At 67.9% G+C, this 17,677-nt stretch carries 18 protein-coding genes; 3 read left to right on the forward strand and 15 right to left on the reverse strand.

What is annotated here, in order from left to right; translation table 11 throughout:
• Nucleotides 1-92: 92 nt before the first annotated feature.
• From VAPA_RS17000 to VAPA_RS17020, 5 genes are all read right to left on the reverse strand, one after another.
• The gene (locus tag VAPA_RS17000; RefSeq protein WP_021008001.1) at nucleotides 93-1,286 is read right to left on the reverse strand and encodes an MFS transporter; all 1,194 of its coding nucleotides are present in this window, start codon (nucleotides 1,284-1,286) and stop codon (nucleotides 93-95) included.
• Nucleotides 1,286-2,398, reverse strand: a complete 1,113-nt coding sequence (gene aroC, locus VAPA_RS17005) for a chorismate synthase (protein WP_021008002.1) — start codon at nucleotides 2,396-2,398, stop codon at nucleotides 1,286-1,288. The genes VAPA_RS17000 and aroC overlap by 1 nt, the downstream gene beginning before the upstream one ends.
• Before the next feature lie 33 nt (nucleotides 2,399-2,431).
• Nucleotides 2,432-2,617: a hypothetical protein gene (locus VAPA_RS17010; RefSeq protein WP_021008003.1), complete on the reverse strand. Its 186-nt coding sequence runs from the start codon at nucleotides 2,615-2,617 to the stop codon at nucleotides 2,432-2,434.
• Nucleotides 2,618-2,696: 79 nt separating this feature from the next.
• Complete coding sequence (locus tag VAPA_RS17015; RefSeq protein ID WP_021008004.1) at nucleotides 2,697-3,164, reverse strand: SRPBCC family protein; 468 nt, start codon at nucleotides 3,162-3,164, stop codon at nucleotides 2,697-2,699.
• Nucleotides 3,053-3,499, reverse strand: a complete 447-nt coding sequence (locus VAPA_RS17020) for an ArsR/SmtB family transcription factor (RefSeq protein WP_021008005.1) — start codon at nucleotides 3,497-3,499, stop codon at nucleotides 3,053-3,055. The genes VAPA_RS17015 and VAPA_RS17020 overlap by 112 nt, the downstream gene beginning before the upstream one ends.
• Before the next feature lie 132 nt (nucleotides 3,500-3,631).
• Here VAPA_RS17020 and VAPA_RS17025 point away from each other — a divergent pair, with 132 nt between their 5' ends.
• Entirely contained in the window at nucleotides 3,632-4,054 is a 423-nt protein-coding gene (locus VAPA_RS17025) for a cupin domain-containing protein (protein WP_021008006.1), read from the forward strand.
• Between the two features lie 6 nt (nucleotides 4,055-4,060).
• On the opposite strand, the gene rhmD is transcribed toward VAPA_RS17025, so the two are convergent.
• The 4 genes from rhmD to VAPA_RS17045 are packed head-to-tail and all read right to left on the reverse strand — an operon-like array spanning nucleotide 4,061 to nucleotide 8,265.
• Entirely contained in the window at nucleotides 4,061-5,248 is a 1,188-nt protein-coding gene (rhmD, locus tag VAPA_RS17030) for an L-rhamnonate dehydratase (RefSeq protein ID WP_021008007.1), read from the reverse strand.
• A gap of 41 nt (nucleotides 5,249-5,289) precedes the next feature.
• Nucleotides 5,290-6,597, reverse strand: a complete 1,308-nt coding sequence (locus VAPA_RS17035) for an MFS transporter (protein WP_021008008.1) — start codon at nucleotides 6,595-6,597, stop codon at nucleotides 5,290-5,292.
• 52 nt (nucleotides 6,598-6,649) lie between these two features.
• Complete coding sequence (locus tag VAPA_RS17040) at nucleotides 6,650-7,411, reverse strand: SDR family NAD(P)-dependent oxidoreductase (RefSeq protein WP_021008009.1); 762 nt, start codon at nucleotides 7,409-7,411, stop codon at nucleotides 6,650-6,652.
• A complete protein-coding gene (locus VAPA_RS17045; protein ID WP_021008010.1) occupies nucleotides 7,408-8,265 on the reverse strand; it encodes a fumarylacetoacetate hydrolase family protein in 858 nt (285 codons plus the stop codon). Before VAPA_RS17045 ends, VAPA_RS17040 begins: the two co-directional genes overlap by 4 nt.
• An 86-nt stretch (nucleotides 8,266-8,351) precedes the next feature.
• On the opposite strand from VAPA_RS17045, the gene VAPA_RS17050 reads away from it, so the two are divergent.
• Complete coding sequence (locus tag VAPA_RS17050; RefSeq protein ID WP_021008011.1) at nucleotides 8,352-9,326, forward strand: LysR family transcriptional regulator; 975 nt, start codon at nucleotides 8,352-8,354, stop codon at nucleotides 9,324-9,326.
• 74 nt (nucleotides 9,327-9,400) lie between these two features.
• Nucleotides 9,401-9,982: a GbsR/MarR family transcriptional regulator gene (locus VAPA_RS17055; protein ID WP_021008012.1), complete on the forward strand. Its 582-nt coding sequence runs from the start codon at nucleotides 9,401-9,403 to the stop codon at nucleotides 9,980-9,982.
• A gap of 9 nt (nucleotides 9,983-9,991) precedes the next feature.
• On the opposite strand, the gene cydX is transcribed toward VAPA_RS17055, so the two are convergent.
• The 6 genes from cydX to VAPA_RS17085 form a co-directional block, all read right to left on the reverse strand.
• Nucleotides 9,992-10,141, reverse strand: a complete 150-nt coding sequence (gene cydX / locus VAPA_RS17060; protein ID WP_021008013.1) for a cytochrome bd-I oxidase subunit CydX — start codon at nucleotides 10,139-10,141, stop codon at nucleotides 9,992-9,994.
• Nucleotides 10,142-10,155: 14 nt separating this feature from the next.
• A complete protein-coding gene (gene cydB, locus VAPA_RS17065) occupies nucleotides 10,156-11,310 on the reverse strand; it encodes a cytochrome d ubiquinol oxidase subunit II (RefSeq protein WP_021008014.1) in 1,155 nt (384 codons plus the stop codon).
• Nucleotides 11,307-12,920, reverse strand: coding sequence for a cytochrome ubiquinol oxidase subunit I (locus tag VAPA_RS17070; RefSeq protein ID WP_021008015.1), 1,614 nt, complete (start codon nucleotides 12,918-12,920; stop codon nucleotides 11,307-11,309). The genes cydB and VAPA_RS17070 overlap by 4 nt, the downstream gene beginning before the upstream one ends.
• A gap of 52 nt (nucleotides 12,921-12,972) precedes the next feature.
• Complete coding sequence (locus VAPA_RS17075) at nucleotides 12,973-14,673, reverse strand: amino acid ABC transporter ATP-binding/permease protein (RefSeq protein ID WP_021008016.1); 1,701 nt, start codon at nucleotides 14,671-14,673, stop codon at nucleotides 12,973-12,975.
• Nucleotides 14,670-16,376, reverse strand: coding sequence for a thiol reductant ABC exporter subunit CydD (gene cydD / locus VAPA_RS17080; RefSeq protein ID WP_021008017.1), 1,707 nt, complete (start codon nucleotides 16,374-16,376; stop codon nucleotides 14,670-14,672). Before cydD ends, VAPA_RS17075 begins: the two co-directional genes overlap by 4 nt.
• 144 nt (nucleotides 16,377-16,520) lie before the next feature.
• Nucleotides 16,521-17,633: an acyltransferase family protein gene (locus tag VAPA_RS17085; protein WP_021008018.1), complete on the reverse strand. Its 1,113-nt coding sequence runs from the start codon at nucleotides 17,631-17,633 to the stop codon at nucleotides 16,521-16,523.
• Between the last annotated feature and the right edge of the window lie 44 nt (nucleotides 17,634-17,677).

Consider the following 17,677-nt stretch of genomic DNA (forward strand, 5'->3'; position numbering starts at 1 on the left):
ACCGCGCAGCGTAGGCAGGCGCGATGACGTGGGCATTTAGGGCCCATGACACTTTGTGGCCCGCGACGTTCGCGCGCGCCACCGAGAGAAGCTCAGGCCTTGCCCGCTCGCCCCGCCTGCTCCAGCCTCACCACCCGCCAGGCACACAGGCTGCCCACCGCCGCCAGCACGGCCGCCAACGCAAACATGGTCCGGTAGCCCAGTTCCTGCGCCACCGCACCGCCCAGCAGCACGCCCAGCACGCCGCCGAATCCGTAGCCGATCACGGTGAAGAGCGCCTGCCCGCGTCCGCGCAGCCGGCCTGGAAAGCGCCGCGATACCACGGCGATACACGTCGTGTGATGCGCCGCAAAGCTCAGCGCATGCAGCCATTGCGCGACGACGAGCGCCGCGATCGAGCCGCCCAGTCCCGCCGTAAGGCCCAGCCGCGCCACGGCGGCCATGCCGCACACCAGCATCCAGCGCGGCATCGGCAAGAGGCCGATGAGCCGACCCTGCAGGAAGAACCAGACGATCTCGGCCACCACCGACAGCGCCCACAGCAAGCCGATGACGCTCTTGCCGTAGCCCAGCGAATCGAGGTACAGCGAGAAAAAGGCGTAGACCGAAAAGTGCGACATCACTTGGAAGAACAGCGACGCGAAGAACCACCGCACCGCCGGAATGCGCAGCACGGGCCCGATCGGTTCCTTGACGGCATCGTGCGCCGCCACCGGCTCGCGGATGTCGGGCAGCTTCATCGTCGCGATCAGCACGATGGCCAGCGTGCCCGCGGCCCAGGCCGGAAAGTGCTTCATGCCGAAGCGCTCGAACCACTCGCCCGCAAAGAACACGGTCACCAGGAAACCGGCCGAGCCGCAGAGCCGGATGCGCCCGTAGCGCCCCCAGTCGCCCGCCACCAGCTGCGCCATGGCGGCCTCGGTGAGCGACATCATCGAACTGGTGTGGGTGAACATCACCAGCAGCACCAGCGCCAGCCACCATGCGCCGCCATGCCACCAGAGCCCGAACGAGCTGGCGAGCGCCACCGCGGCACTGAAGCGCAGCAGCTTCACGCGCTGCCCCGTGTGGTCGCTGAGGGCGCCCCAGGCATAGGGGGCGAACACGCGCGTGATCGACTGCACCGAGGCCAGCAGGCTGATCGTGAAGATCGGCAGCCCCAGGTCCTTGAGCCACAGCGGCAGGTAGGGATTGAAGAAACCGATGTGCGCGAAATAGCTGGCCGACAGACCAGCGAACGCCAGCAGGTGGCCGCGCCCCGCGGCCACGGGTGGCGGGGGCGACACTAGAGGAAAGACGCCTGCGGGGACGCGGCTTCGGTTTTGTCGGCTTGCGTTTGCACATCACCGCACTGCGCGCGGTTGCGCAGCACGTGCTCCATGACCACCAGCGCGAGCATGGCCTCGGCGATGGGCGTCGCGCGGATGCCGACGCACGGATCGTGGCGGCCCTTGGTGACCACCTCGACCGGGTTGTTGTGAATGTCGATGGACTGGCGCGGGCTGATGATCGAGCTGGTGGGCTTGATCGCGATGCTCACCTCGAGGTCTTGCCCCGAGCTGATGCCGCCTAGGATGCCGCCCGCGTTGTTGGTGACGAAGCCGGTGGGCGTGATCGAGTCACCGTGCGTGGTGCCGCGCTGCGTGATGCTGTCGAAGCCGGCGCCGATCTCGACCGCCTTCACGGCGTTGATGCCCATCATCGCGTAGGCGATTTCGGCGTCGAGCTTGTCGAACAGCGGCTCGCCGAGGCCGATGGGCACATTGCTGGCCGTCACGCGGATGCGTGCGCCGCAGGAATCGCCGGCCTTGCGCAGGCGGTCCATGTAGGCCTCGAGCTCGCTCGCGTCGGCCACGGGCGCGAAGAAGGGGTTGTTCCGGACGTGGTCCCAGCTCTCGAACGGAATGGCGATTTCGCCGATCTGCGTCATGCAGCCGCGAAACACCATGCCGTGCTTCTCGGCCAGCCATTTCTTGGCGACCGCACCCGCCGCCACCATGGGCGCCGTGAGCCGCGCCGAAGAGCGTCCGCCGCCGCGCGGATCGCGGATGCCGTATTTCTTCCAGTAGGTGAAGTCGGCATGGCCCGGGCGGAACTGCTGGGCGATCTGGCCGTAGTCCTTGCTGCGCTGGTCGGTGTTCTGGATCAGCAGCGCAATCGGGGTGCCGGTGGTCTTGCCTTCGTAGACGCCGGAAAGAATCTGCACCGCGTCGGGCTCGTTGCGCTGGGTGACGTGGCGGCTGGTGCCGGGACGGCGGCGGTCGAGGTCGCCCTGGATGTCGGCCTCGCTCAGTTCCATGCCCGGGGGGCAGCCGTCGATGACGCAGCCGATGGCCGGGCCGTGCGACTCGCCGAAATTGGTGACCGCGAAGAGAGTTCCGAAGGTGTTGCCGCTCATGGTGGGGGATTATCCCTACAAAGCGGCGGCCACTCAGTCCGTCGTGTTTTCCATGCGCCTGGTGAGCGTGCCCAGCTGCAGTTCGATGGCGAAGAGCCGTTCGTTCAGCACGGCCGTCTGCAGCCGTATGGCCTCGACGATGGCTCTGGTCTGTGGATCGGAGGTGTTGTCGGCCAGTTCCGCCAGGTCGTGCAGCTTCTTGCGAAGTTCGTTGCTCATGGGAGGCTCCGTTCGTCGTCTCGTCGTGGAGGCCCCAGTATGGGTCTTCGCCAGCGCCCAGGCAATGCGTGAAAGCCGGTCATGCGCCCTGCTGCTGCGCCAGCCATTTCCCGAGCTTGACCATGGCACCGGTCCAGCCATGGCTGTGCCCTTCGCGTGCGGCCTCGTCGAAGAACTGCTCGTGCAGCAGGACCAGTTCGCAGCCATTGCCGTCAGGCTCGATGCGCACCGTGACGCGCGACTCGCGCTCCGGGGTGCTGCGCCAGGCCCAGCTGAAGACCAGCTTGCGGTTGGTCACGAGTTCCTGGTAGACGCCGCTCACGTCGTGCGTCTCTCCATCGGCCGCGAGCATGGCCACCCGAAAGCGGCCGCCCACGCGCAGGTCGACTTCGGCCAGCGGCACGGAAACGATCTCGTCCGGGCCGAACCAGGCCTTCAGCGCTTGCGGGTCGGTCCACGCGCGCCAGACTTTTTCGGGGGCGACGGGGTAGTGCCTGCGGAGGGTAAGCGAGGGTCGCTCGGTGCGGGGGGCGGCAGGTTTTGCCATTCGGTCTCCTCCTGGTGGTAGAGAAAGCGCGCCAACGCGTCGAGGCGCCCGGTCCAGAATTTCTCATAGCGCGACAACCACACGGCAGCCTCCTGCATGGGGCGCGGCGATAGCTCGCAACGCACGATGCGGCCCTCTTTCGTGCGCGAGATGAGCCCGGCGTCCTCCAGCACCCGCAGGTGCTTCATGAAGCCGGTCAGCGACATGCCATGAGGTTCGGCCAGCTCGGTCACGCTGAGGCTGCGCTCGCCCAGGGTTTCCAGCACGGTGCGGCGTGTCGGGTCCGAGAGCGCGGCAAAGACGGCGTCGAGGGTGGCATTGTCTGAGTGAACCATGTGGTTGAGTATCCCGGCACGCCACGGAGGCGTCAAGCGGTGGCCGCATCGGCCCTTCGCAGCGGATGTCTTTGGGAACGCTTTATGCGTGCTGCGCCGCAGCACCCATCATCACCTGCGAAGGAGCGCCCCATGCTGGACCGAACCGCCACCCAGTTCTCCCACATCAAGCCCGGTGACACCGCGTATGTCTCGGGCGGCCTGCGCGATTTCTTTCTCTACCGCGACCTCGGCATTGCCGAGGCCACCAACGGCAAGGTCATCGCGCACCTCGTCAAGGCCAACATGGCACCGGAAACGGGCACCGGCTGGCACCGCCACGAGGCCGACTTCCAGATCGTGATCATGCTCAAGGGCTGGGCGCGTTTCATGTACGAAGACAAGGAAACCCTCGTGGAAGCCGGCGACGTCGTGCACCAGCGGCCGGGCATCCGCCATTTCCTTTTCGACTACTCGCCCGACATGGAATACCTGGAGATCGTCTCGCCGGCCGACTTCAAGAGCATCGACGTCGAGCCGGTGTGCGAGATTCCGCCGCCCACGCCCTGGGCCTGAACGCCCTCACCTCGGAAACGGGCGATGCAGCGCGCAGTCGGGGTTCAACCGAACGCCGAAGCCCGGCGCATCGAGCGCGGAGGCCTTCATGCGGCCGTTGACCGGCACCGGTTCGTCCAGAAGCTGGGGGTTGAACATCGGCACCACCTCGTCGGCCTTCGGCGCCATCATCAGGAATTCGGCGAACGGGCTGTTGTGGCGCGTGATGACGAAGTGGTAGCTGTAGACGGACGAGCCGTGCGGCACCACGAGCTTGCCGTGCGCATCGGCCAGGTTCGAGATCTTGATCAGCTCGGTGATGCCGCCGCACCAGCCGACGTCGGGCTGCAGGATGTCGCAGCACGCCATCTCCAGCAGCAGCCGGAAGCCCCAGCGCGTGGCTTCGTGCTCCCCGGTGCTCACCAGCAAGCCGCGCGGCACGTTGCGGCGCAGCTCGGCGTAGCCCCAGTAGTCGTCGGGCGACAGCGCTTCCTCGATCCACTTGAGGCCGAACTCGTTGCGCGCGGCCGTCGCCAGGCGCGTGGCGTATTCCACGTCCAGGCTCATCCAGCAGTCCAGCATGAGCCAGAAGTCGGAGCCCACCCTGGCGCGCATGTCGGCCAGCATGTCGAGGTTCTTCTTCAGGCCCTCCTCGCGCTCGGCCGGCCCATGGTGCAGCGGCATCTTGCCGCCGATGAATCCCATGTCCTTCGCCAGGTCCGGCCGGGCGCCGGTGGCGTAGAAGCTCAGTTCGTCGCGCACCGGGCCGCCGAGCAGCGCATGGACCGGTTCCTTGCGGACCTTGGCCAGCAGGTCCCACAGCGCGAGGTCGACACCGGAGATGGTGTTGAGCACGATGCCCTTGCGCCCGTAGAACAGCGTGGCGTTGTACATCTGGTCCCAGATCTTCTCGATGTCGGTCACTCGGGCGCCCTCGATGAAGCGGGCCAGGTGCTTCTCGACGATCCAGCAGCCGAGGTCGCCGCCGGTCGTCACCGAGAAGCCGACGGTTCCGTCGCTGGCCTCGATCTCCACCACCAGCGTGCCGAGCACGTTGAGGCCGAAGCTGCGGCGGCTCTGCCGGTACTCGGGGTACTTGCTCATCGGCGTGGCGATGTGGTCGTCGATCCAGTGGCCGTCGGCCTGGTCGTGGTAGTCGGCGCCGCCACCGCGGATAGTGAAGGCGCGCACGTGCTTGATGGTGGGCATGCTCATGGGGAATCCTTTCGTCGAGCAGAGAGAGATGAAGAGCGGCGCTACGCGGCGGCCTCTGCTGCGGCGCTGCGCGTCTGGCGCAGTGCCAGGAACAGCATGGCGCCGACCACCGTGGTCGCGGCCAGCAGGTTCAGCCCGGCGCTGGGAGATGCGAAGGCATGCTCGGCCCAGGTCTTAACGTTCGGAGCGACGAAGCCGCCCATCGCGCCGAGCGAATTGATCAGCGCGATCCCGCCCGCCGCCGCCGCACCGCCGAGGTACGCGGTGGGGAAGCTCCAGAACACGGGCTGCACCGCGATGAAGCCGGCGGCCGCGAAGCACAGCGCGATCAGTGCCACCAGCGGCGAGGCGGCATTGACCGACACCGCGATGCCGGCCGCCGAAACTGCCAGCACCACCAGCGCGATCAACGCATGCTGGCCGCTGCGCTCGGCCAGGCGCGGCACGAAGTACGCGGCCACCAATGCGCAGACCCAGGGAATGGCGGTGACGAAGCCCACCAGCAGCCCGACGTTCTTGCCGAGCAGGGCCGCCACCTGGGTGGGCAGGTAGAACACCACGCCATAGACGCTGACCTGGATCAGGAAGTAGATCAGCGAAAGGAACAGCACGCGGCCATTGGTCAGCGCCTTCAACACCGTGGCGGGGCCGTGCGCGGTCTTCTGTTCTTCTTCGGCGTCGATGGCGCGCTCCAGCGTCTGGCGCTCTTCAGCGGACAGCCAGCGCGCATCGAGCGGCTTGTTGTCCAGGTACCAGTAGGCCCACACACCGACCAGCGACGCCATCACGCCTTCGACCAGGAACAACCATTGCCATCCCTTCAGGCCCCACACGCCGTTCAGTTCGAGCAGCAGGCCGGAGAGCGGGCTGCCGAAGATGAACGCGAGCGGCGCGCCGAAATAGAACATGCCGATTACGCGTGTGCGCGCCTTGGCCGGGAACCACCGCGTCAGAAAGTAGATGACGCCTGGGAAGAAGCCCGCCTCGGCAACGCCGAGCAGAAAGCGCAGGACATAGAAGCTGGTCTCGTTGTGCGCGAACATGAGCGCGGCCGACACGAGGCCCCAGGTCACCATGATCCGGCACATCCAGACGCGCGCGCCGACGCGATGCATGATCAGGTTGCTCGGCACTTCGAACAGCGCATAGCCGATGAAGAAGATGCCGGCGCCGAAGGCGAACACGGCGTCCGAAAGGCCGGTGTCGAGCTGGAAGGCCTTCTTGGCAAAGCCGACGTTGGCGCGGTCGAGAAAGGCCAGCACGTACATCAGCAGCAGGAAGGGCACCAGGCGGCGGATCGCCTTGGCGATCACCTTGTCGAGCGCGGTGCTCGTGGCGATGGAATTCATGATCGAGGTCTCCGTTATTTATGTTTGTTCGCGGCATGCCGGCCGCACGGTTTCAATAGGTGGCGCGGCCTCCCGAGGCGTCGAACACGCTGCCCGTGGTGAACGAACACTCCTCGCTCGCAAGCCAGCCGATCACCGCCGCGATCTCGTCGACCGTGCCGAAGCGGCCCATCGGGATCTTCGACAACATGAACTCGATGTGCTGGGGTGACATCTGGTCGAAGATCGCGGTCTTCACTGCCGCCGGCGTCACGGCGTTGACCGTGATGTTGGCCTTGGCGAGTTCCTTGCCGAGCGACTTGGTCAGCCCGATCACCGCCGCCTTCGATGCGCTGTAGGCCGAGGCGTTGGGATTGCCTTCCTTGCCCGCCACCGAGGCCACGTTGACGATGCGGCCGTAATTGCCGGCCTGCATGTACGGCACCACCGCGCGATTGCAGTAGAAGAGGCCATTCAGGTTGACGTCGACCACCCGCCGCCACTGGTCCACCGGGTATTCCGCCAGCGGCACGTTGGGGCCGGTGATGCCCGCGCACGCCACGAGCACGTCGATGCCGCCGCCGAGCTGCGCGGCCGCAGCGGCGGCCGCTGCCTCGACCCCCGCCCAGTCGGCCACGTTGACCTTGACGCCGCAGGCCCTGGCGCCGAGCGCGGCGCTTGCCTGGTCCAGGGCTTCCTGGTTCATGTCCCACAGGCTCACCGAGCCGCCTTCGGCGATGAAGCGCGTGGCAAAGGTCAGGCCGATGCCGGCGGCGCCGCCGGTGACGACGGCACGGCGACCCGCGAAGCGGTTGGCGTGGAAAGCGGCGGTCATGCGGCCTCCTTCCATGCGACCAGCGTCTGCCTCTGCGTGCCGAGCTTGTCGATGCCCAGCGTCATCACGTCGCCGACCTTCAGGTACACGGGCTCCGGCTTCATGCCCATGCCGACGCCGGGCGGCGTGCCGGTGGTGACGACGTCGCCCGGCATCAGCGTCATGAACTCGCTCAGGTAGCTCAGGATTGTTGCGCAGTCGAACACCATCGTGCCGGTGCTGCCGGTCTGGCGGCGCTGGCCGTTCACGTCGAGCCACATGCCGAGCTGCTGCGCATCCCCCACTTCGTCGCGCGTCACGAGCCAGGGGCCGATGGGGCCGAAGGTGTCGCAGCCCTTGCCCTTGTCCCAGGTGCCGCCGCGCTCGATCTGGAAGGCGCGCTCGGACACGTCGTTGACGAGCACGTAGCCCGCGATGTGCTCCAGCGCGCGTTCCCTGGGCACATAGCTTGCGCGCGTGCCGACCACGAAGCCCAGTTCGACCTCCCAGTCCGTCTTGACCGACCCACGCGGAATGGTCACCTCGTCGCTGGGTCCGACGATGCAGGAAGTCGCCTTGGTGAACACCGTCGGTTCGGTCGGCAACGGCAGGTTCGATTCGGCCGCATGGTCCGCGTAGTTCAGGCCGATCGCAATGAACTTGCCGATGTTCCCGACCGGCGCGCCCAGCCGCGGCTGGCCCTGCACGGCCGGAAAGCCCTGCGGGTCGAGCGCCGCGAGCCTGGCAAGGCTCGCGGGTGAAAGCACTTCGCCGGTGATGTCGGGCGCAAAGGACGACAGGTCCCGAAGGATCCCGTCGGCGTCGAGCAGGCCCGGTCGTTCCTGGCCCGCGGGGCCATATCGCAGCAGTCTCATGTTGTCTCCTTGGTGTTCGATGGCCTGGACTCTAGAAGCCGCCGCCATTACGATCCAATCGAAAATTTGGCATAAGCATTTCCAAAATGGAATATCGAATCGACAGCCCGAACAGCGCGCCCCGCCTCATCAATCGCCTGCGGCTGAAGCACTGGGCACTCCTCGCCGCGCTGGCCGAAAGCCCGGTGCTCGTCCAGGCCGCGTCCGCGATCAGCGTGACGCAGCCTTCGGCCACCAAGATGCTGGCGGACATCGAGTCGGCATTCCGGTTTCCATTGTTCGAGCGCCACTCGCGAGGGCTGCGCCCCACGCCGCTCGGCGAAGAAGTCGTCGCCTACGCGCGCCAGTCACAGGCCGGCCTGTCCCGCTTCCTCGAAAGCCTGGAGATCAAGCGCCGCGGCGGCCACGGACAGCTGGTCATCGGCGCGATCATGGGCGCGGCTCCCGACCTCGTTGCGCGTGCGATGGCCGAGATCAAGCGCGAGCGCCCGCTCCTCAACGTCCGCATCCTCGGCGAGACGAGCGACCAGGTCGGCGCCCTGCTCGAACGGCACGAAATCGAATTCGCCGTCGGGCGCTTCTCCTCGCTCAAGCAGCACAACACCTTTGCCTTCGCACCGCTGGCCAACGAGACCATGCAGGTGGTGGTGCGGCGCGGGCACCCTTGCGCACGCCAGCGCGGCCTGACGCTCGAGGCACTCACGGCCTGGCCCTGGATTCTTCAGCCGCTGACCAGCCCGGCGCGGCAACTGATGGAGGAAGAATTCACCTCGGCGGGACGGAGCACGCCGGCCAACCTCGTGGAATGCGCGTCGGTCTTCGCCACCTTGCAATTGCTGCAGGCCAGCGACGCGGTGGGCGCCCTGCCGGAATCCGTCGTGCGCGACCACGTGCGCGCGAAGCTGCTGCGTGTGTTGCCCGTGCCCATCGGCAAGGATCTGAAGGGCTTCGGCGTGCTGACGCGCATCGGCGAGCCGCTGTCCGAGACGGCCGCGACCTTCATTGCGCACCTGCGGCGCTTCGCCGATGCGCAAACACAGGCGCAGGCACAGGCCGCCTGAGCGCGGTCGGCCTCGCATCCGGGAAAGATTCAGTCTTTCTTGAAGCTACAGCAATTCGCAACGAAAATCTGCCGATGCCCACCGCCACCCTCCCCCCGCTCAGCCGCCAGTTCGTCGCTCACTTCGGGGAGATGGGCAGCAAGTGGGGCATCAACCGCACCGTCGGCCAGATCTACGCGCTGATCTTCATTTCCGAACGTGCGCTCAATGCCGACGAGATTGCCGAGCTGCTCGAGTTCTCGCGCTCGAACGTGAGCATGGGCTTGAAGGAGCTGCAGGCCTGGCGGCTGGTGCACCTGCGCCACCACCCCGGCGACCGGCGCGAATATTTCGAGGCGCCGGCGGACGTATGGGAGATCTTTCGCGTGCTGGCCGAGGAGCGCCGCCGCCGCGAGATCGAGCCCACGCTCTCCATGCTGCGCAACGCCCTGCTCGAATCGCCCACGAGCGACGCCGAGCGCCATGCGCAGGAACGCATGCGCGAGATGCACGAGTTGATCGACCGGCTCATGAAGTGGTTCGACGACGTCCAGCGGCTTGCGCCCGAAACCGCCATGCAGCTGATGGGCATGGGCGCCACTGTGACCAAGGTGCTGGGCCTCAAGGACCGCATCACCGGCAGCGCCCCCAAGAAGAAGAATCCGGCAGCCGGCTGAGCGGCTTCGTCAGAGCCGCTCCTGCCCCTGCGGCGCTTCGGGCGTGGCGAGCTTTTCCTTGCGGATGGCGTCGTCGTCCATGAGCTCGTACCACATGGCGTTGAGCACGGCGAAGGCGGCCGCCAGCGGCAGGCCGAGTATCCAGGCGAAGTACCACATATTTTTTCCTCCGTTCAGTACGCGTGTCCGCTCTCTTCGCGGATGGCCTTTTCGTCGACCTTGCCCCACAGCACGTGATACACCCAAGTGGTGTAGGCCACGACGATGGGAATGAAGATGGCCGTGACCACCAGCATGATGAACAGCGTGAGGTGGCTCGACGACGAGTCCCACACCGTGAGGCTGGCGCGCGGGTCGATCGACGACGGCAGGATGAACGGGAACATCGAAGCGCCCACGCTCAGGATGATGCCGGCAATGCCGAGCGCCGCCGCCAGCAGCGCGAGCACCGGCCGCCGCAACACCAGCCCGAGCAGCGCACCCAGCGCACCGACGAAGCCGAGCACCGGTGCGGCCAGCGTCCACGAGTGCGCCGCGTAGTTGGCGGTCCACGCGCCGGCATGCAACTCGACGGTCTTGAGCATCGGGTTCGACGGCCCGACGGCGTCCACCACACTGCTGATCCGGTAGCCGCCGATGCTCGTCGCGAGCAGAACGCCGGCCAGCGCATACAGCACGACGGTGAGCACGCAGGCAACGATGCCGTAGGTGCGCGCACGTTCCGCCACTGCGCCCGCCGTCTTGAGCAGCAGCCACGAAGCACCGTGCATCACGAGCATCGCCACCGACACCAGGCCGCACAGGATCGCGAACGGATTCAGCAAGCCGAAGAAACCGCCGTCGTAGAAGATGTGCATGTCCGCGCCGAAACGGAACGGCACGCCCTGCAGCACGTTGCCCACGGCCACGCCGCAGATCAGCGCGGGCACGAAGCCGCTGAAGAACAGCACCCAGTCCCAGCGCGCGCGCCATTGCGGCGACTCGCGCTTGCTGCGGAACTTGAAGGCCACGGGCCGCAGGATGAGCGCCGTGAGAATCACGAACATCGCCAAGTAGAAGCCCGAAAAGGACACGGCGTACAGCTGCGGCCACGCCGCGAAGATCGCGCCGCCGCCGAGGATCAGCCACACCTGGTTGCCCTCCCACACCGGGCCCACGCTGTTGATGACCACACGGCGCTCGAGATCGGTGCGTGCGGCGAACGGCAGCAGGATGCCGCTGCCCAGGTCGAAGCCGTCGGTCACGGCAAAGCCCACCAGCAGCACGCCGATCAGCAGCCACCAGATGATGCGCAGGGTGTCGTAGTCGAGGAGTGTGTGGAGGATCATGCGGCGCTCCCGGTGGAAGGAATGGCGGCAGCTGCGTGTGCCGGCGGAATGTGCGAGAGCGTGTCGCCCTCGTCGGGTGCATGCTCCGCCTCGGGCCCCTTGCGTATCACCTTGAGCAGCAGCTTCATCTCGATGATCAGCAGCGTGGTGTAGATCGCGACGAAGCCCGCGAGCGTGAGCAGCAGCGTCTTCACACCAAGGTTCGACACGGCCACCGCGGTCGGCAGCACGCCTTCGATCACCCAGGGCTGGCGGCCGAACTCGGCCACCAGCCAGCCGGACTCGATGGCGATCCACGGCAGCGGTATGGCAAGCACCGCGACCCTCAGCAGCCAGCGGTGGCTGTCGAGCCGGCGCCGCGTCGAGAGCACGAAGAAGGTGGCCGTCAGCGCAATCAGCAGCACGCCGATGCCCACCATGATCCGGAACAGCCAGAAGAGCGGCGCCACCTGCGGCACGGTGTCCCACGCGGCCTTGGTGATCTGCTCGGGGGTTGCGTTGCGCGGATCGTCGACATAGCGCTTGAGCAGCAGTGCATAGCCCATGTCGGCGCCGCCGTTCTCGAAGGTGTCGCGCACGCCCTGCGTCACGGTCTGGGTGCTGCCGGCGGAGCGGATCTGCTGCAGCGCATCGTAGGCCTTGATGCCTGCGCGGATGCGCACCTCGGCGCGCTTCACGAGTTCGTCGATGCCCGGAATCACGGTATCGAGCGAGCGCGTGCCGATCAGCCCCATCACCACCGGAATATGAATGGCGTAGTGCGTCTCGCGCGCTTCCTGGTCGGGGAAGCCGAAGGCGGTGAAGGCCGCCGGCGCGGGGTGTGTTTCCCACATGGCCTCGATGGCGGCCAGCTTCATCTTCTGGTGCTCGGTCGAAAGGTAGCCGCTCTCGTCGCCCAGCACCACCACCGACAGCGAAGCCGCCAGGCCGAACGAGGCCGCGACCGTCATCGAGCGCTTGGCCATCTCGAGGTGGCGGCCCTTGAGCACGTACCAGGCCGACACGCCGAGCACGAACACCGCCGCGCACACATAGCCCGCCGACACGGTGTGCACGAACTTGGCCTGCGCCACCGGGTTGGTCAGCACCGCGAAGAAGTCGGTCACCTCCATGCGCATGGTCTGCGGGTTGAAGGCCGCGCCCACGGGGTTCTGCATCCAGCCGTTGGCAATCAGGATCCACAGCGCCGAGAAGTTGGAGCCGATGGCCACGGCCCAGGTGGCGATCAGGTGGCCCACCTTGGAGAGCTTGTCCCAGCCGAAGAAGAACAGGCCCACGAAGGTGGCTTCCATGAAGAAGGCCATCAGCCCTTCGATGGCCAATGGTGCGCCGAAGATGTCGCCGACGTAGTGGCTGTAGTAGCTCCAGTTCATGCCGAACTGGAATTCCATCACCACGCCGGTGGCCACGCCCATGGCAAAGTTGATGCCGAACAGCACGCCCCAGAACTTGGTCATGTCGCGCCATATCACGCGGCCCGTCATCACGTAGACGGTTTCCATGACCGCCAGAATGATCGACAGCCCGAGCGTCAGCGGCACGAACAGGAAGTGGTAGAGCGCCGTGACGGCGAACTGCAGGCGCGATAGCGCAACGATGTCGAGGTCCATGGGGTGGCTTCCTTTGTGTTCCCTGTTTCGGTCTTTTTTGGCTTCTGTCGGTTCAGTCGGGCCGCAGCGCATTCAGCGAGGCGTCGAAGGCGGGGCTGCCGCGCCGAAGCTCGGCAACGATGCGCCCCTGCCGCATGCACACCAGGCGGTCGGCGAGCGCGGCCTCGCGCCGCAGGTGCGTGGCGATCAGCAGCGTGCGCGGGCCGGCCTGCGCGCACAGGCGCCGCAGCACGTCGTGGGCGATGGTGGCGTCCAGCGCCTCGGTGGGCTCGTCGAGCAGCCAGAGCGGCACCGGGCGCAGCAGCAGCCGCGCCAGCGCGAGCCGGCGCGACTGCCCTCCCGAAAGGCCCAGGCCGCCTTCACCCAGTGCGGTATCGAGTCCGGCGGGGAAGGAACGCACGTCGCCGCCAAGGCCGGCCGATTGCAATGCACTCCAGAGGCGGGCGTCGTCCGCGGTGGGATCGGCGAGCCGGAGGTTGTCGCGCAGGCTGTCCTGGAAAAGTTCGGTGCGCTGGGTCAGGAGGCATGAGGGCTGCGCACTCGCGATGCCGGCCCGCGGCGCAATCTCTCCGGCAATCACCGAGAGCAGCGTCGACTTGCCCGCGCCGCTCGCACCGATCAACGCCACCCGCTCGCCGGGGACAATGGCCAGCGAGACATCGCTGAGCGCAGGGATGCCGCTGCCGGAGTGCGCCGCGCTCAGGTGGACCAGGCTTACCGCGAAAGCCTTGCCGGGTTCGACGACGCCCGGCCGCGCCTCGTCAGGCGCCAGGCGCGGCGCGAGGCGCCGGACCGCGAGCCAGGTGCGGCCGGCATCGAGCGCTCCGCGCCGCAGGGCCGCGAAAGGCTCCGTGGCCGTCAGGGCCACCAGCAGCCCCAGTGCGGCGGCGGGTGCGCCGATGGCGCCCTCGCCCATGAGCGCGCCCACCGCCAGCAGCACGCCCACCAACGTCAGCGTGCCGGCCACGCCGTAGGCGGCACCGGCCGAAGTCTCGAGCCTGTTCAGCGCGAGGTCGGCCTTGGCCAGGTGCGCGTCGGCGCTCATCAGTGCTTCGCGCTGGGCATCGGCACGCCCCGCCATCACCAGGTCGGTCTGGCCCGCGACGAGGTCGACGGTGCGCGCCCGCAGCGCCTCGATGCCATGTGCGCGGCGCACCGCCGGACGCCGGGCCCGCCGCGCGATGAACAGTGCCAGGCCCCAGCCGACGGCCACCAGCCACAGCAGCAGCGCGAGCCCGACGCCGACGTGCATGAAGCCGAGCACCGCACCCGCGAGCAGCGCCGCACCCAGCGCCGCGGCGGCGGGCACGAGCAGCCGCAGGTAGAGCGACTCCAGCGCATCGATGTCGGAAGTCAGCCGGAACAGCAGCCGCGACGGCCGCATCGCCAGTTGGAGCGCCGCGCCGGGGCGTGCCCAGCCTCGGAACAGGCGCACGCGCAAGGCCGCGAGCACGCCGAAGGTCGCATCGTGCGTGACCAGGCGCTCGCCGTAGCGCGATGCGGTGCGTCCCAGCGCCAGCAGCCGGATGCCGGCCGAGGGCATGAACACGTCGAAGGTGAAGGCCGTGGCCGCATGCAGACCCGCCAGCGCCGTCGCGGTGATGAACCAGCCCGACAGGCCGAGCAAGGCCATGCCCGCCAGCACGGTGGCCGCCGCCAGCAGACCGCCCCACAGCAGCGCGCGGGGCTGCGTTGCCAGGAACGGCCGCAGCACCAGCCGGAGCTCGCGCCAGTCGCTCTGAGACCTGCTCATGCTGCGCGCTCCAAGGCCGCATCGGCCGGCTCGGCATCGAGACAGATAGAGCGGTTCATGCGCGCCGCCAGCACCGGGTCATGCGTGGCGACGACCAGGGTCTTTCCGCGCGCCAGGCCCAGCAGCGCGTCGGCCACCTGGCTGGCGGTTTCGGTATCGAGGTGGGCGGTGGGCTCGTCCACCAGCAGCAGGTCGGCATGCCGATGGACGGCGATGCGCGCCAGCGCTAGGCGCACTGCCTCGCCGCCCGACAGGCCGATGCCACCCTCGCCCAGCGCCACGCCCGGATGCGCCTGCGCCACCGTATCGAGGGAGGCGAAGCGCATCGCGGCCGCAACCTGCGGTGCGCCCACGCCAGCGCGTCCGAGTGCGACGTTGGACTCGACCGAGCCCGCGAACACATGCGGCTTCTGTCCCATCCAGGCGATGCGCTGGCGCAGCGCACCCACGGTGCGATCGGACAACGGCACGCCGCCGATGGAAATCTCGCCGCGCGTGGCTGGCAGCAGCCCCGCCATCAGCGACAGCAGCGCCGTCTTGCCCGCGCCGCTCGCGCCCGTGAGCGCCACGTGCTCGCCGGCCGCAATGCGCAGGTCGAAGCCATCGAAGACTTGGCGCTCGTCGCCCGGCCATGCGAAATGCAGGCCGCGGATCACGATGGCGGGCGCGGAACCTGCGCGGGCCACGCCGGTCGCAGCACGTGCGACCGGCGCGTCCGCTCCAGGCAAGGGCAATGCGCGGGCGCGCAGCGCGTCGAGCGCCTGCAGTGCCGCCTCGCCGGCCGCGCGGTCGTGCCAGACCGCCGAGAGTTCGCGCAGCGGTTCGAAGAATGCCGGCGCGAGCAGCAGGACGAACAGCCCTTCCCCCAGGCTCAGCTGGCCTCCCCAGGCGCCGAATCCCAAGGTGCCCAGCAGGTGGAAACCGACGTACACCGCCACCATGGCAACGCCCAGCGCCGAGAAGAGCTCCAGCACCGCCGACGAGAGAAAGGCGATGCGCAACACCGCCATGGTCCGTTCCCGCAGCGCCTCTGCCGCCTGCCCGAGCCGCTCGGCGGCGGCATCCACCGCATCGAGCGCGCGCAGCGTGGCCAGCCCGCGCAGGCGGTCGAGCAGGAAGGCGTTCATGCCGCCCAACTCGACCATCTGTGCCTCGCTCGCCGCCTTGGCGCGCCAGCCGACGATGGCCATGAAAAGCGGGATGAGCGGGGCGGCAACCAGCAGCACGAGTGCCGCAACCCATGAAAGGCTGGCCACTGCCACCAGGATGACGACCGGAACCACCATCGCGCGCCAGCGCGCGGGCCGGTAGCGCACGAGGTAAGGCACCAGCGCTTCCGCCTGTTCCGCGAGCACGCTGGCCGCACGCCCGGACGCGGCACGGTCGCGGTCCAGCGGCGAACCGGCCGCCAGCGCCAAGGCGGTTTGGGCGCGAAGCGCCGAGAGCTGCGCCCTGGCGTGCCCGAAGATGCGCCGTGCGCCCCATGCGTCGCAAACAGCCCGCAGCACGCCGAGCAGCAGGATGCCGCAAGCCGGCCACTGCACCGCCGAAATCCCCTGCCCCGATGCCAGCCCCTGCACGGCCATGGCCAAGAGCGCCGCCTGCGGAATCCACATGAGCGCCGCCATGCCTTGCACGAGGCTTGCGGCATCCGGCAGCGAGAAAACCTGCAGCGGCGACCGTGGCGGAGGATGCTTGATCATTCCTTGATATCTTGTATTTTCAGTATTTACTGAATATTCGCAATCTTATCAAAGATGGAAAATCCATGAAGCAACCGGAGCGTGACTGCTCCGGCGCCCACTTGCAACCATTTCAGCGAAAAAGACGCCGGCAGGCGGCTCGGGTCAGGACGGGACGAGCACCCCGCTCGCCAGCAGCGCCGCGAACAATGCGGCGACCGCGCGCCACGATGCCGGCCGCACCTCCACCCAGCGGTACAGCAGCAGCGCGGCCGCCACGGAAAGACCGAAGGTGGCGGCCATGCCCAGCGCATCGATCCAGGCCGCATGCGGGCCCATCTGGCCAACAGCGGCATTCGTGGCCAGGAGCACCGGAAAGTGAATCAGGAACAGCGAGTACGAGATGCGGCCCAAGCGCTGCAGGGGCATGGCCGCATCCGGCCAGCGCCCGAGCGACAGCCAGCCCCGCCGCTGGGCAACGGCAATCAGCAACGCGCTCACGAGCGCAATGGCGATGCGGCTGCGCCAGTCGATGGCGAGTGCGCCCACGCCGGTCAGCGCCAGCAGCACGACGGCACTGCGCCAGGTGCTGGCCCGCGTGGCGCGTCCGATCCAGAAGGCCAGCATGCCGAGCCCGTAGGCGCCGAAGAAATAGAACGCCGTGTCGTCGAGATCGGCATTGCGGTTGAAGAGCACCAGCGAGGTGGTGGCCACCGCCAGCACCAACGCCACGGGAATCCAGCGCTCGCGCGAGACCGCCGCAGCCGGCACCGGCGCCCGCCGCAGCATGGCGGGAAGCCCCATGAGCGTGAGCGCCAGCACGAACAGCTGGAAGTCGATGGCCACGTACCAGACGCCCGTGGACAGCGCCTCGTAGCCCAGCAGATCCTGCATCAGCAATCCGTGCGCGAGCAGCTGGCCGATGCTCGGCGATGCCGGCACGTCGTCGCCGGTCATCCAGGGACGCACGAGGGCCGCCACCAGCACGCACACCGTGAGCGCCGCCAGGTAAGGCATGACCAAGCGGCCGTAGCGCTGCAGGATGCGCGCCATCGGCCGGTCGACGCGCAGCACGCCGTCGGGCGCGAGGCTCGCCGCCGCAAGGAAGCCGGCAATCACCAGGAAAATCTGCACCGCGAGCCGGCCGTCATCGGCCAGCCAGCCCAGGAAGCCCGGTGCCAGGAGAAAAGCGCCCACCGGCATCGTGCCGTAGCGCGACAGGTGGTGCCCGACGATCACCGCACAGGCAATGCCTTTGGCGATGTCGAGCAGCGGCATTCGCCCGCGCTGCGCGGGCTCCGCGGCAGGCACCGGGTTGCGCG

The sequence above is a fragment of the Variovorax paradoxus B4 genome, from assembly GCF_000463015.1.
GTDB lineage: Bacteria > Pseudomonadota > Gammaproteobacteria > Burkholderiales > Burkholderiaceae_C > Variovorax > Variovorax paradoxus_E.

Excerpts from the sequence above, each read along its gene's own strand:
- aroC (WP_021008002.1), bottom strand. The coding sequence starts at position 2,398 with ATGAGCGGCAACACCTTCGGAACTCTCTTCGCGGTCACCAATTTCGGC.
- VAPA_RS17010 (WP_021008003.1), bottom strand. The coding sequence starts at position 2,617 with ATGAGCAACGAACTTCGCAAGAAGCTGCACGACCTGGCGGAACTGGCC.
- VAPA_RS17015 (WP_021008004.1), bottom strand. The coding sequence starts at position 3,164 with ATGGCAAAACCTGCCGCCCCCCGCACCGAGCGACCCTCGCTTACCCTC.
- VAPA_RS17020 (WP_021008005.1), bottom strand. The coding sequence starts at position 3,499 with ATGGTTCACTCAGACAATGCCACCCTCGACGCCGTCTTTGCCGCGCTC.
- VAPA_RS17025 (WP_021008006.1), top strand. The coding sequence starts at position 3,632 with ATGCTGGACCGAACCGCCACCCAGTTCTCCCACATCAAGCCCGGTGAC.
- rhmD (WP_021008007.1), bottom strand. The coding sequence starts at position 5,248 with ATGAGCATGCCCACCATCAAGCACGTGCGCGCCTTCACTATCCGCGGT.
- VAPA_RS17035 (WP_021008008.1), bottom strand. The coding sequence starts at position 6,597 with ATGAATTCCATCGCCACGAGCACCGCGCTCGACAAGGTGATCGCCAAG.
- VAPA_RS17040 (WP_021008009.1), bottom strand. The coding sequence starts at position 7,411 with ATGACCGCCGCTTTCCACGCCAACCGCTTCGCGGGTCGCCGTGCCGTC.
- VAPA_RS17045 (WP_021008010.1), bottom strand. The coding sequence starts at position 8,265 with ATGAGACTGCTGCGATATGGCCCCGCGGGCCAGGAACGACCGGGCCTG.
- VAPA_RS17050 (WP_021008011.1), top strand. The coding sequence starts at position 8,352 with ATGGAATATCGAATCGACAGCCCGAACAGCGCGCCCCGCCTCATCAAT.
- VAPA_RS17055 (WP_021008012.1), top strand. The coding sequence starts at position 9,401 with ATGCCCACCGCCACCCTCCCCCCGCTCAGCCGCCAGTTCGTCGCTCAC.
- cydX (WP_021008013.1), bottom strand. The coding sequence starts at position 10,141 with ATGTGGTACTTCGCCTGGATACTCGGCCTGCCGCTGGCGGCCGCCTTC.
- cydB (WP_021008014.1), bottom strand. The coding sequence starts at position 11,310 with ATGATCCTCCACACACTCCTCGACTACGACACCCTGCGCATCATCTGG.
- VAPA_RS17070 (WP_021008015.1), bottom strand. The coding sequence starts at position 12,920 with ATGGACCTCGACATCGTTGCGCTATCGCGCCTGCAGTTCGCCGTCACG.
- VAPA_RS17075 (WP_021008016.1), bottom strand. The coding sequence starts at position 14,673 with ATGAGCAGGTCTCAGAGCGACTGGCGCGAGCTCCGGCTGGTGCTGCGG.
- cydD (WP_021008017.1), bottom strand. The coding sequence starts at position 16,376 with ATGATCAAGCATCCTCCGCCACGGTCGCCGCTGCAGGTTTTCTCGCTG.
- VAPA_RS17085 (WP_021008018.1), bottom strand. The coding sequence starts at position 17,633 with ATGCCGCTGCTCGACATCGCCAAAGGCATTGCCTGTGCGGTGATCGTC.